Below are 13434 nucleotides of genomic sequence, written 5' to 3' on the forward strand. Positions count from 1 at the left end.
TAGAACCTTACACATTTTTTCAATCGGAAATAAATATTCATGTGTTTTAATAAACTGATATTTCATCGACCGCTCTTGGAAATGCTCTGGCATTCATGAATACATTAAAAGAAAAATAATCAAAAATGAACTAAAAAATGCTGATTGCTTTTTTTAAGATGTCTCTTTCAAGTTCTGCATCTTTGAGTTTTTTCTCCAATTCACGAATTTTCTCCTGTTCAAAAGTCAGCTTCATTTTCCCATTACCAGGAAAACTTCCTGTTCCAAACTCTTCAAATTCTTTCTTCCATTTATAAAGCAACGTGGCTTTAATACCTAATTCTCTCGCTAATTCTGAAATGTTAGTTCTTTCTTTACTTAGTTGAACGGCTTTTATCTTAAAAGCTGAATCATAAATTTTTCACTCTTGTTTCATATCTTAAAATTAAGGTTTTATGCTTAACTTCAACTGGACACTAAATTAGTACATCCAGTACGCAATGATAATATAATAATGGAAAATTTAGAAACTAAGGAAAAAGCTGAAGGAAAATATGGTGTTAAAAATGATACGATGACTATCAATTTTGAAGGCTTGAAAAGTATATACATGAAAATTAAATGATTAAATGATTTGAAAATGTTTACATTAGCTAATCAAATATCTTGTAGTCATGAAAGATGTATTTTTACACACCATTTATCGAATAGCCGGAATTATTGCAGCCATTATTTTGTGTTACGTGATAATGTTAGGTGGTAAAAGTGATCCAATGGGTTTGGGGATAATTTTCGTTTTAATAGCAATCACCATATTGGCGCCTCTATTCCTTATCATTGAAGCTATAAAGTTATCTAAAAAAAATAAGGCAAAGGAAGCAGCCGCTAATTGGATTATTGCGATCAGTTTATTACTTTTCTTACTCAATTTCTTAACAATGCAATAATTTTTTTTCCTATTTTGTAGATAGATATTTTCCTTAAATACTCTGTTTATAAGCACGTATTAAAGATATTTAATTTGCCATTAATTTCAATTTTAGACCAATTAAAACCTTTGTGAGATGATAAAAGCGTTAAGATTTTTACAATTAATTTTGCTAATGCATATTATAATGTCCACAGATTGTAGAGGATTTCCTATTGAGGATAATAGGCAGATAGAAAGCACAACAAAAATTTATATGCAAAATTCATCAAACTTTCATATAAATGATACAATTTGGATAAAAGGTTTTCGATCATCAAAAAATTTTGATACTAATGTAAAAGACTCTGTAATTCAGAATTACGCGCCTTTTACAAACATTGGCATTTCAAAACTTATCACCAACAATTCTTTCAACTTAATTGGAGCTGTCAATAAATTTGAAATTATTGCTACCCAAATGCAGTCAGAAGATTTTTGTGTCAATAGGTCGATAAGGACACAATCATCAATTAATAATTCTAATCATCAATTTAAATATGAAATAGGTTTAATCCCTAAAGAAACTGGCGATTTTGTTTTCAGTTTTGATGACAAATTTTTATTTCAAAATGTTGATAAAAGGCAAAATATTTTAACCAATTATCCAGTAAACGATTCGTTCAAAATGGTATGGGAAGTTTGTGTACAAACAATACCAAGAAGAGACATTAGCAATAATGATGTTTTTATAAAGGTAAATTAACAATCGGATTAAAAGAAAATAATTTGTTTTCAATTCATGATTTACTATTAAACCTTAAATAATACATACACCAACACTCAAATCTTTATGAAACTCAACAGACCTTTCGCTTTACTTTTAATAATTATTTTAGGTTCATGTACAACCAAAATAAACCAATATTTGAAAACAACAGAAAATTCGCAAAAGCGTCATGGAAAATGGATTGAAAAATATTCTATAGATCAGGGAACTCTAATAGCAGTAGGAAAATATAAAATGGGCGAAAAAGTTGGAGTTTGGAAATCATCTTTGGATGGCAATCTTTATCTAAAAGACAAAATTAAAAAGGATATAACAAAAACCAAAATGTATCATCCCAATGGTAAGATCAGCGAACGAGGACAAACAAAGCTAGAGATAAAACCAGATTATAGGCATTGGTTTTATTTTGGAGATTGGAAATACTTTGATGTAAATGGAAAGCTTTTGTATATTAAAAGTTATGTTCAAGGTACAAAAGTAGATAGTATTTCTTTTCAAAAATAGAAAAGGAGCAATAAAGAATGTATAGCGACAGCTAATTTCGATCTTTTCATTTTTTTTTCTATTCAATTTGCTTTCCTGCAAGCATTTTTACATATAATATCTTCATCTTTTCCGAAAAAAACTATCTTTGCACTCAAATTTTAACGATGCTATATACCATTATCAAAGCGTTGCATATCATCTTTATGGTAAGTTATTTTGCAGGTATTTTCTATCTCGTGCGATTATTTGTTTACTATAAGGATACGGATGAATTCGCTCCCGATAAAAAGAAAATCCTAAGAGAACAGTATGCTTTCATGGCAAAACGTTTGTGGAATATCATCACCGTTCCTGCTGGTGTTATTATGACAGTTTGTGGTATTACCATGATATTTCTTAATGTCAACTTGATGAAAACTCCATGGTTTCACCTGAAACTTACATTTCTTATTGGTCTGGGAATTTATCATTTTTGGTGTTGGAAAAAAGTAAAAGAACTGAATAGACTACAAGGAGAAACGCTTCCTACAGCCAATCTCAAGCTTAGACAATCTAACGAGATTGCAACATTTATTCTCTTCTTGGTTGTATTCACGGTAATTCTAAAATCGAGTGTCATCGAGTACTGGTGGCAATTGCTATCGGGATTTGTGGTACTTGTACTTTTAATTGGAAGCACTGTAAAACTCGTTAATAAAAATAAAAACAAAAAAAAATAAGCTAATCACAGGTACAAAAGATATAGTCTTTTCTAAGACTGCTAATTGTACTTATTAATTTTTCAACTAATTATCATGTTTGCAATTTTTAAAAAAGAACTTTGGAGTTATTTTGGCAACTGGAGTGCATGGGTTATCATTGCCGCTTTTAGTTTGATCACTACCTTGTTTTTGTTTTTCTTCGAAAATGATTTCAATATTTTCGATATCGGGATGGCATCTTTACAGAGTTATTTTGTTTTGGTTCCATGGTTACTGATTTTTATCATCCCTGCATTATCTATGAAGTCTTTTGCGGAGGAGCAACAAACTGGAACGTTGAATTGGTTATTTTCCCAACCAATTAAAATTTCAGATTTAGTTACCGGAAAATTCTTTTCAGTATGGTTGGTAGGCGTTTTATGCCTTATTCCATCGCTTATCTATTTATATACAGTCTACATTTTGGGTGTACCAGAAGGTAATATAGATTTGGGAATGACATTTGGGAGTTACCTAGGTCTTATTATACTTATTGCAGCTTTCTCGGGAGTAGGAATATTGGCTTCATCGCTTTCACAAAATCAGATAATGGCTTATTTATTGGGCGTTTTTATGTGTTTTATTATGTATTTTGGGATAGAGCAGATAGCGAGCTATAAACTTTTGGGAGGTGCAGATTTTATTTTACAAAACATAGGTTTCTATCAGCATTTTCTAGGTTTTTCTAGAGGTCTTGTAGATTTTAAAGATCTTGCGTATTTTGTATTTATTATTGGGTTGAGCCTTGCATTATCTAATCATTTTATCACAAAAAAGAAGTAATCATATGAAGAAGATCACGCTAAAATCTCCATTCGGTATACTACTATTTATCCTTTTGCCTTTATCGCTGATATTACTATTTTCAGGCATTAGATTAGATTTAACCAAAGAAAAAAGATACACACTTTCAAAAAGTACCATCAAAGTATTAAAATCGGTGAAGCAACCCGTGATGGTGGATGTTTATTTGGAAGGCGATTTCCCAGCAAGTTTCAAGCAATTGCAAAATGAAACTAAATTTATGCTAGAGGAATTCAGAAAAATAAATCCAAAAGTAGACTTCAAGTTTATAGATCCAATTAAGACCAAAATGTCACAAGACACTTTGATGGCGATGGGCATGCAACCTTCTATTTTACCTGATGAAAAAGATGGAAAAATTACTCAGATTACTTTGTTTCCGTATGCTGTAGTAAAGCATGGACAAAATGGTACTTCTATACCATTGGTGGTGCAGCAAGCTAACATCAATGCAGACGATCAGCTCAGGAAATCTATAGAAAATTTAGAATATAATTTAGTTTCAAACATTAAATCTGTATCCACAAATACAAGAAAAAAGGTAGGAATCTTGGTGAACCAAAATGAATTGAGACCCGTAGAATTTCAAGGTTTTATGGATATGGCTTTAGAAAATTATGATGCCGGACCTATCATTCCAAAAAACAATGTAGAATTGTCTCTTGCAGATCTTCCAATGCTAAAGCAGATGAGTGCTCTTGTTATTGCAAAGCCTAGAAAAGCTTTTACAGATGGAGAAAAAATGATTTTGGATCAGTATATCATGAACGGGGGAAAAACCCTATGGATGATTGATGCTGTAAATGCCGAAATGGATACGCTGAATAAGTCTAAAAAAGTAATGCCTTATCCAATTGATCTGAATATGACCGATTTTTTCTTTAATTATGGTCTCAGAATAAACCCTGCATTGGTAAAGGATGTAAAGAAATTTGCATTGCTAAAATTGGTGACAGGCGAAGTAGGAGGAAACGCACAATACACAAGCCTTCCTTGGCCTTATTTCCCATTAGGAATTGCAGAAAAAGATCATCCGATCACAAAAAATATCAATCCTGTGAAGTTCGAATTTCCAACTTCTATTGATACTTTGGGCGGGAAAAAATTTAAAACAAAAGTCCTTTTCGAATCTAGTGAAAAAACTTTGCTAAAACAAGTTCCAAATTATGTAGAACTTAGCGAAATTGCAAGTGTAGACAGTTTGGGACAAATGGAAAAACCAAGTACTCCTAAGATTTTTGCTGTAGCGCTAGAAGGAAAATTCAATTCCGCATACGCTTCAAGAATCGAAAGAAAATCTTATCCAGGATTCAAAAGCTCAAGTTCAGACAATAAAATGATTGTGATTTCAGATGGGGATGTGGGAAGAAATAAAGTAGTGCGCGGCGAGCCATTACCTCTGGGCGTAGATATGCTGACAGATGAGCAATTCGGGAACGAACAATTTCTTAGAAATGCGTTAGATTATCTTTTAGACGATAGCAATTTGATAGAACTTAGAAATAGAAATATCGAAGAAAGATTGCTTGATAGACACAGGATAAGTGATGAAAAGAGCAAATGGCAATGGTTCAATTTATTACTTCCATTGGTTATAATTTCTCTATTAGGAGGTTTATTCTTCTGGCTGAGAAAAAGAAAATTCGCATAAAATATAAAAAGAGAAGCTTTCGGGTTTCTCTTTTTTTTTGGTTTAAATTTAAATAGAATTCAACATAAATTACAATCTACCAGAATTTTCGTTCACTGTGTTTTGTTTATAATTTGATTTTAAAAGTTTTCCAAAATTGTACTTTAAAGAAAATGAAATTGTGGGTGTATTTCCGTAAAAACTGCTTTTAGAAATCAATTGATTGTAGGTCATTTTTTGAATATATGTCATCTGATTGAAAATATCATTAAACCTAAAAGTGATATCACAATTATTAATTTTAGAAGTTAGTCCAAGATTGACCAAACACATATCATTGATATCGTACAAACCTGCGATACGAGAGGAAATATAAGATCCATCTAATAAAAAGGAGAGATGCTTCATCAGTACAAATGTATTATTGGTAGAAAAATATACATAAGGCGTAGATCTTTTAATAATGGCTAAAGCATCTTTTGTTTTATCATAATTAAATGACAAGCTATTTTGTGAACTCCATTTTTTCCATTGAAAAGGGAAATCTAAACCTATATTTGCTCCCAATTCTTTCTCGAAGTTCACTGTAGTAAACTTAGAAATATTTCTATTTTCATCATACACCAAAGTAAAACCACTCGCATTTTTGCTAATGTAGTAAGACGCATTAATCGACCATTTTTTAAACTGACTAGAAAATGAAAAAGTGTGCGTGTAGGTAGGAAGCAAGTTCGGATTTCCCACATATTCTACATACGGACTTCCATACAAACCACCAGAAGTTAGATTGCTATAGTTGGGTCTATCTATACTTTTTCTATAGTTGGCAGTGTAAGAAAAATCATTATTTTGTTGGTAATTTATTTCTGCATTTGGAAACCAATCTGCATAATTCAGATGTATTTTTGTGAGATTTAGCAAAGCATCAATGCCTTCCGTTGAAGTTGTTTCCATTCTTATTCCACCTTTTATATTCCACGATTTAGGATTCCAGCCAATGTTTGCGTAGGTGGCAATATTACTTTCTTTGAAGTTATACTGATAAAGCTCATTTGGAGTATTATTTCTAAAATCGGTAATGTTATTGGTATTAGTTTCTGCATTTGTATAGCATGCTCCCAAGAGTAATTCATACTTTTTATTCCATTTTTTTTCAAAATCCATTCTTCCAGAATATACATTTCCAGCATATTTTTGACGACGAAATTGGTTGAATGCATATCCAGAATTATCAATATCATTATAAAAAGTATAATCCAAAAGATCACTTTCTCTATTGTATTGCAAACCGGTAAATAAATTGGCATCCCAGTCTGCCCATTTTTTGTTATAATTAAATACCGAATTGATGGTAGATCTTGTTCTATCTTGATTATTAAGTGTGTTGATAGAAACTAGATTTCCGTTTTCAGAATAAATAGATTCCGTTGTATTATCGCCTTTATCAGGTCTGAAATTGCTATTCAACGATATTGTAATATAGTCGCCATCGTTCAATTGTTGGTAAAAGCTTCCACCAAAAATGGTCTGTGGACGCTTGGTAATGGAGGTTATTCTATAATCTGAATATATATTTTTAGTGGGAACAGAATATTCAAATCCATTGCTTTCCCAATGGTTCATTGCGTTGTAAGCGGCGTTTATTTTCCATTCAGATTTATTTTTTTTCTGTTGATAGTTTGCGGAAAGTGTATTGCTAAAGCGTTTTTGAAAAATAGCTGTTTCGGAAATGCTCAGTTGTGTGCCATCTTTTCGGCTTTTCTTAAGGTTGATTTTTATCACTGCTTTTCCACTAGATTCGTATTGTACAGGCGGATTTCTAATAATTTCCACCGACTTTATATCATCAACAGAAATGCTTGATAATGTTGTAAAATCTACTTTCTGATTGTCGATATACAACAAAGGCGTTCCTTTTCCAACAAAAGAAAGTCCTTCTCCATTGGCATCCATCATCACGAAAGGCAATTTGGAAAGCAGTTCTGTGGCAGTAGGTAAGGTATGTAGAGCAGTATTGGCAACATCCAAAGTAATATTGCTATTTTCTATTTTGTTGCCTTTTTTCTCATTATTTAAACTGATTTCCTCAATGTCTTGAGTGGTAGATTTTAAAACAATTTCCAAGTCTTTATTTTGATCTAAATAAAAAGGTTCTTCTTTTTGAGTCCAACAATCGGATGAAATTTCAAAATGATAGGTTTTTGGTTCCAAATCAGAAAATTGGAATCCTGAATTTTGTACAATATTAGATTTTACTAGGTTTCCCTTTTCATCCCATAAATAAACTACAATTGGAGCACTGGAACTTTCTTTTTCTGGCAGCGTAAGCTTTCCTTTTACTGTTAAATTTTTCTGTCCGTATACTGTTTGAATGGATAATATAAGAACAAAAATCAATTTGAATATCATGTGTAGTTTTTAATATAGAACAACTTGAACTCAAGATTTGTTACATCAAAATAATTTTTAAAATAATTAAAAATCATTTATTTAATTTTAAAAACTTAAAAAAATATAAAGCGTTTTGAATTTGTTTAGAACTCAAATTTAAAATATGTACGCTTGGTTATGTATTTCTTAACATAGGATAAGAATTTGTAAAGAAAAATTTTCGGAGTTTTGCAATGTAATAAAATAGAGGTTACCTCGAAAGTTATTATTATATTTATCAATCGAAAAATCAAACAATATTAATATTAAATAACAAAACATGAAGAAATTCAGCGTAATCGCTTTAGCAAGTTTAGGTTTATTAATGGCATCTTGTGGAGACAAGAAAACAGATACTACAACAGCAACTCAGGAACAAGGTGTTGCCGAAAAAAAAGGCAATCTATTTGCGGTAGACAGTGTAGCTTCTAAAGTAAATTGGAAGGCATTCCACAAAGGAGGTTTTGCACCACGTTGGGGAACTTTAGCAGTATCTACTGGAGAATTAGCTATTGCTGAAAACCAACTAACTTCTGGTGATTTCACTATTGATATGAAATCACTAAAAGTTGACCCTGCTTCTGTTACAGAAAAAGATAAAAAATTCTCAGACCTTGAAGCTCATCTTAAAAATGCAGATTTCTTTGATGTTGAGAAAAATCCAACAGCAGATTTCAAAATTACCAAAGTTGAAGAATTGGTGGCTGGTGCAACCAATCCTGTGGAAGGAGCGAACAAAACCATCAGTGGTAATCTTACTTTGCTAGGAAAAACTATGAATGTTAGCTTCCCTGCAAAAGTAGATATCGTTGACAAAACAGCTACTATCAAGGCTCAGTTTACTGTAAATAGATCAGATTGGGGAATCAAATTTGGTACTACAGAAACAGATCCAGCAGAATGGATGATCTCTAAAGACATCGAAATTGCAGTGGATGTAAAGGCGACTCAAAAATAATAATTTTTGGAAAATAAATCCTGAAAAAAAAAAGACATCCGCTTTGAACAGATGTCTTTTGTTCTTTAGGCTAAAATTATTTTAAACGTCTTTGATGAAGTCTTCGTATTCATAAAAGAAACGTTCGAAGCCTTCCATTTTTTCTACAAAAAATTCAAAAGTTTCTTGCCACGTGTTTTTGTTAAAAACAGATACGTTTTCTTTTTCTACCCATATTTTGCTGATGACTTTACCATTTTCCAAAGTGTAGTTTTCTACTTTAGTAAAATTCCCAATGTGTTCTTTCAATAGATCTTCCAAAGACCAAATCTTATTGTAATACGCATTTCGCAGTCCTTCATCCTTCATTTCAATATCAAGAGAAACTTCTGCTTTTTTTTTATCGATATAAAACTTAAAAGAAAAATCTTTGACCTTTGTGTTGTATAAAATCCATTTTCTAGGAAATGATTTCCCAAAAGCGGTCCAAAATTCCTTCTTTAATTGATGTGCTTCTTCTTTACTGAACATTATATTGATTATATTTCACAAAAATAGTGATTTTCAAGTTTTCAAACAATTTCTTAACTTTGCTTTAATGCTATCAAAAAAATCCCAATATGCTTTTAAGGCGCTTTCTTTTCTTGTGGAGAAAATAGAAGAAGGCCCGATTCTTATTTCCGAAATTGCCCAAAAAAAAAATATTCCTATCAAGTTTTTAGAAAATATTCTGCTTCAGCTAAAGAAAGCAGATGTATTGGATAGTAAAAAGGGGAAAGGCGGCGGCTATTTTTTCAAGGAAAAACCAGAAAATGTAAGCCTAGCTAAAATTATCCGTTTGGTGAATGGTCCAATCGCATTATTACCTTGTGTAAGCCTTAATTTTTACGAAAAATGTGAAGATTGTAGTGAAGAACACTGTGGCCTACACGATGTGCTGGTTGATGTAAGAGATGCTTCTCTTGGGGTATTGGAGAAAAAAACGCTATTAGATTTGGTGAATTAGTATTAAAAAAAGGTGAATTACAAATAGTTTCGCAGCAGAAAAAAATACTACTTTTACCACATAATATAAAATTGGATGAACTTACACATTGTTGCGCTTTTTAGATTTAATGACAATTATTTAATAGACGCTGTAGAATTATTTCATAAATTGGTAAAAGAAACCCGTAAAGAAAATGGATGTTTGCAATATGATCTTATAGAAGACAATTCTCAAAAAGGGACATTTTTTTTAATAGAATTATGGGAAACAGTAGAACATCACAGTATCCACATGGGTCAAAATCATCTTTTAGAATTTTTTCAATCTTCTGCTAAATTTCTAGTGAAAACTTCAGAAGTATACAAGGGTTATAAAATTTACTAAAATTTACACTTTTTATTGAGAAAATTTTACGCTATTGAATTATGAAAAAGATTTCAGCGCTTCTGATTGTGTTATCGAGTTTTGCAATGGGTCAGAAATTATCCAAAGATGAAATTTCTTTAATCAATAAGGGAGATATTACCACAGCATTACCGATCTATCAAATTACGGATACGCATCAGCATTCGGTTTTGCTTACAAAATCTAAAGATATCCAGCCCAAAGATCCCAACACTGAAATTTTGGTGAACAGAATGAAAGAATCTCTGTTGCAAACTGATGGCAGAGTAGGGATTGCGGCACCACAAGTTGGTATTAATAGAAGAGTAGTTTGGGTACAAAGATTTGATAAACCCTATAAACCTTTAGAGTATTTCATTAATCCTGTGATCACTTGGAAATCTGAAATTCAAAACCTCGGTTCAGAAGGAGATTTATCCATTCCAGAATTTAGAGATTTGTTTTATAGAAGTAAAGTGATACAAGTAGAATATGATGATCTAAAAGGTATAAAACATAAAGAAATGGTAGAAGGCTTTACCGCAGTAATTCTTCAGCATGAAATTGACCATCTTTTTGGAATTCTTATTTCTGATAAAAAGAAAGCTGATGCTGCCAAATCTTATATTAAAACCGATGCTTACATGGACAGCAATTCTTCTGTAAGATAAAAAAGGTCTATTTCCATCAGAAATAGACCTTAAACACAAAAACACAAAATTAAAAAAACACTATTTTCTAATAACAAATTCTTCCATTGGAATTCTTACCTTTTTCATGGTAGAAAGCCAATCATTTTCAGTATCTCTATATCCTAAATATAAGAGCGTTACACTTTTTAAACCTATTTCTTTTAGTCCTAAAATTTCATCTACAATACTCGTGCTAAAACCTTCAGCTGGTGTAGAATCTATTTTCAATTCGGCAGCCTGAGCCATTGCCAATCCTAGGGCAATATAAGTTTGCTTTGCTGTATGCTCGAAATGTTCTTTAGGAGTTTGAGCGCCGTAGATCATTTTTATTTGATCGGTATAGCTGCTGAATCTTCCTCTAGGAAGCTCTCTTACATCGGTATGATAATCGTATACTTTATCTATTTTCTCGTCAGAATAGCTATCCCAAGCTGCAAAAACCAAAACGTGAGAACAATCTCTCATCACTTCAGGATTCAGCGCGCCTTGTACCATCTTATCTTTCAGATCTTGGTTTTCTACAACAATCACACGGAAGGGTTGCAAACCTGATGAGGTAGGCGCTAATCTTGCAGATTCTAGAATCTTTTCTACATCTTCTGCTGCAACTTTTTTTGTAGGATCATAGGCTTTCACCGCATGTCTCCACTGTAAATCTTCTATTAATGACATCGTTTATTTTTAAATTATTACTATTCTTAAAACTCAATAATGAGTATTTTCAAATACATGGCAAATGTACTTTGCAATCTTGGCATACACAATACTAGATTATCTAATCGTCATTTAGATAATATCAATAACGTACAAAAAAACCGTTGCATAGGGCAACGGGTGCATATCAGTTTATAATAATTTTTATTAATGAGAAAATTTGGCTCCGAAAACTTCTGCAAAATGGAATTTTATACTATTTTTCACCTTTTCCATTTCTTCAGGAGCTAGATCTCTTTCCAACTCTCTTTTGATAGAAGTTACTTGTTTGTCTTGTATTCCACAGGGAACAATATATTCGAAATAACGCATATCCGTATTTACATTCAGGGCAAAACCATGCAGTGTCACCCAACGAGAAGCTTTCACTCCCATGGCGCAGATTTTTCTAGCATAAGGTTTGCCCACATCTAGCCAAACGCCCGTTTCGCCTGGAGAACGTTCTCCCTTCAAACCAAATTCGGCAATGGTTTTAATAATCACTTCTTCCAGATTTCTCATATACAAATGAATATCTGTAAAAAAGTTTTCTAGATCTAAAATAGGGTATCCTACAACTTGCCCATAACCATGATAGGTAATGTCTCCACCACGGTTTACCTTTACAAAAGTAGCACCTATTTCTTTCAATTTTTCGCTGCCTGCTAGCATATTTTCCTCGTGTCCGCTTTTCCCTAAAGTATAAACGTGAGGATGCTCTACCAATAGAAAATGATTGTCGGTAATGATTTTTTCATCATCTGGCAAATCACGATTTTTAACTTTGGTGTCAATAATGCTTTTCATCAGTTGCTCTTGGTAATCCCAAGAAGATTGATAATCTTTGACTCCTAGATCTTCAAACTTTACGATTTTATTTGGATGTATGTTCATTGCCCTTATTTGAAGTACAAATTTAGTGATTTTTACCCTTTTATAGAAGTGATATATTGTTTTACTTTCTGTTCCCAATCAGTATTTTGTAGAAGAACATTTACAAATGCAGTTCCTATAATCCCTCCTTGCGATTTTTCGGTTACCAATTCAAAATCATTTTTATTTTTTATCCCAAATCCTACATATACAGAATTCTTAAGAGGTAGTTGCGACAAACGATTAAGATAATCTTCATTTGTTAGGTTTGAACTTTCATTTCCTGTGGTGGAAGATGAACTCACCGCGTATAAAAACCCTGACGAAAGAGAATCTAAATATAAAATTCTCTCATTTGATGTTTCTGGAGTTACGAGAAAAATAAAGTTGAGATTGTATTTTTTCAAAATTTCGCCATACTTTTTTTCAAATTCTACGGGTGGAAGATCTGGTAATATTAATCCGTAAATTCCTACTTCTTTGCATTTTTGGCAAAATTTTTCGAAACCAAATTGTATGACAGGATTTAGATAACCCATTAATACTTTCGGGATGGTAACGGTATCTTTGATTTCAGCCAACTGCTCGAATAATATTTTTATGGTCATTCCATTTTTCAGTGCCAAATCGTGCGCTTGCTGAATTATGGGTCCATCAGCTACAGGATCGGAGTAAGGAATTCCGATTTCCATCATATCTGCACCCGATTCTTGTACCAATTGGGCAACTTTTCCAGTATCATTTAGCATAGGAATTCCTGCAGTAAAGTATATGTTGAGTTTTTTCATTTTAATTTAATTTTTTTCGAATTCATTTTATAGGTGCTCACTTTTTCAGTTTGTCACTGAGGTTTCTCAATTTCGCATTGATGCATTCGAAAGGACAATTTGAGTGTTTAACTTTATTTTTTCGGTTTGTCATTTCGACATTAGGAGAAATCTTTTGTTCTTGAGATTCCTCATTTCTCTTTGCTGCATTCGAATAGACAATTCGAGTGTCCAACTTCATTTTTACATTTTGTCATTTCGACATTAGGAGAAATCTTTTGTTCTTGAGATTCCTCATTTCTCTTTGCTGCATTCGAAAAGACAATTCGAGTGT

The 13434-nt window shown here is 32.2% G+C and carries 16 protein-coding genes; 10 read left to right on the forward strand and 6 right to left on the reverse strand.

Annotated elements, in window-relative coordinates:
• Window positions 1-130 precede the first annotated feature (130 nt).
• Window positions 131-397 (reverse strand): transposase, encoded by a 267-nt coding sequence (locus ACKI42_RS03215; protein ID WP_407402424.1) that lies wholly within the window; start codon window positions 395-397, stop codon window positions 131-133.
• A gap of 256 nt (window positions 398-653) precedes the next feature.
• Between ACKI42_RS03215 and ACKI42_RS03220 the strand changes: the two genes are divergently transcribed.
• The 6 genes from ACKI42_RS03220 to gldG all read left to right on the forward strand — a co-directional run bounded on the left by ACKI42_RS03220 (window position 654) and on the right by gldG (window position 5357).
• Window positions 654-926: a hypothetical protein gene (locus ACKI42_RS03220; protein WP_407402394.1), complete on the forward strand. Its 273-nt coding sequence runs from the start codon at window positions 654-656 to the stop codon at window positions 924-926.
• 117 nt (window positions 927-1043) lie between these two features.
• Window positions 1044-1652, forward strand: a complete 609-nt coding sequence (locus tag ACKI42_RS03225) for a hypothetical protein (protein WP_407402396.1) — start codon at window positions 1044-1046, stop codon at window positions 1650-1652.
• 87 nt (window positions 1653-1739) lie between these two features.
• The gene (locus ACKI42_RS03230) at window positions 1740-2180 is read left to right on the forward strand and encodes a hypothetical protein (protein ID WP_407402398.1); all 441 of its coding nucleotides are present in this window, start codon (window positions 1740-1742) and stop codon (window positions 2178-2180) included.
• Window positions 2181-2326: 146 nt separating this feature from the next.
• Window positions 2327-2881, forward strand: a complete 555-nt coding sequence (locus tag ACKI42_RS03235) for a CopD family protein (protein ID WP_407402400.1) — start codon at window positions 2327-2329, stop codon at window positions 2879-2881.
• 75 nt (window positions 2882-2956) lie between these two features.
• Window positions 2957-3685: an ABC transporter permease subunit gene (locus tag ACKI42_RS03240; RefSeq protein ID WP_407402402.1), complete on the forward strand. Its 729-nt coding sequence runs from the start codon at window positions 2957-2959 to the stop codon at window positions 3683-3685.
• 4 nt (window positions 3686-3689) lie between these two features.
• Window positions 3690-5357 carry a gliding motility-associated ABC transporter substrate-binding protein GldG gene (gldG, locus tag ACKI42_RS03245; RefSeq protein WP_407402404.1) on the forward strand — a complete coding sequence of 556 codons (1668 nt, stop codon included), beginning with the start codon at window positions 3690-3692 and terminating at the stop codon, window positions 5355-5357.
• Between the two features lie 69 nt (window positions 5358-5426).
• On the opposite strand, the gene ACKI42_RS03250 is transcribed toward gldG, so the two are convergent.
• On the reverse strand, window positions 5427-7745 hold the full coding sequence (locus ACKI42_RS03250; RefSeq protein ID WP_407402406.1) for a TonB-dependent receptor domain-containing protein: 2319 nt from the start codon (window positions 7743-7745) through the stop codon (window positions 5427-5429).
• A gap of 301 nt (window positions 7746-8046) precedes the next feature.
• On the opposite strand from ACKI42_RS03250, the gene ACKI42_RS03255 reads away from it, so the two are divergent.
• The gene (locus ACKI42_RS03255; protein WP_407402408.1) at window positions 8047-8724 is read left to right on the forward strand and encodes a YceI family protein; all 678 of its coding nucleotides are present in this window, start codon (window positions 8047-8049) and stop codon (window positions 8722-8724) included.
• Between the two features lie 81 nt (window positions 8725-8805).
• Here ACKI42_RS03255 and ACKI42_RS03260 read toward each other — a convergent pair whose 3' ends face one another.
• On the reverse strand, window positions 8806-9234 hold the full coding sequence (locus tag ACKI42_RS03260) for a DUF4268 domain-containing protein (RefSeq protein WP_407402410.1): 429 nt from the start codon (window positions 9232-9234) through the stop codon (window positions 8806-8808).
• Between the two features lie 67 nt (window positions 9235-9301).
• Between ACKI42_RS03260 and ACKI42_RS03265 the strand changes: the two genes are divergently transcribed.
• From ACKI42_RS03265 to ACKI42_RS03275, 3 genes are all read left to right on the forward strand, one after another.
• A complete protein-coding gene (locus ACKI42_RS03265; protein WP_407402412.1) occupies window positions 9302-9709 on the forward strand; it encodes an RrF2 family transcriptional regulator in 408 nt (135 codons plus the stop codon).
• 75 nt (window positions 9710-9784) lie between these two features.
• Window positions 9785-10075, forward strand: a complete 291-nt coding sequence (locus ACKI42_RS03270) for a putative quinol monooxygenase (RefSeq protein ID WP_407402414.1) — start codon at window positions 9785-9787, stop codon at window positions 10073-10075.
• 41 nt (window positions 10076-10116) lie between these two features.
• Window positions 10117-10746 (forward strand): peptide deformylase, encoded by a 630-nt coding sequence (locus tag ACKI42_RS03275; RefSeq protein WP_407402416.1) that lies wholly within the window; start codon window positions 10117-10119, stop codon window positions 10744-10746.
• 60 nt (window positions 10747-10806) lie between these two features.
• Here the strand turns inward: ACKI42_RS03275 and ACKI42_RS03280 are convergent, their stop codons facing one another.
• From ACKI42_RS03280 to trpA, 3 genes are all read right to left on the reverse strand, one after another.
• The gene (locus tag ACKI42_RS03280; RefSeq protein WP_407402418.1) at window positions 10807-11439 is read right to left on the reverse strand and encodes an NAD(P)H-dependent oxidoreductase; all 633 of its coding nucleotides are present in this window, start codon (window positions 11437-11439) and stop codon (window positions 10807-10809) included.
• A 189-nt stretch (window positions 11440-11628) separates the two neighbouring features.
• Window positions 11629-12354, reverse strand: coding sequence for a lipoyl(octanoyl) transferase LipB (lipB, locus tag ACKI42_RS03285; protein WP_407402420.1), 726 nt, complete (start codon window positions 12352-12354; stop codon window positions 11629-11631).
• Window positions 12355-12386: 32 nt separating this feature from the next.
• Window positions 12387-13121 carry a tryptophan synthase subunit alpha gene (gene trpA, locus ACKI42_RS03290; RefSeq protein WP_407402422.1) on the reverse strand — a complete coding sequence of 245 codons (735 nt, stop codon included), beginning with the start codon at window positions 13119-13121 and terminating at the stop codon, window positions 12387-12389.
• Window positions 13122-13434: the final 313 nt, after the last annotated feature.

This window comes from Chryseobacterium sp. (assembly GCF_045629545.1).
Classification (GTDB): Bacteria; Bacteroidota; Bacteroidia; order Flavobacteriales; family Weeksellaceae; genus Chryseobacterium.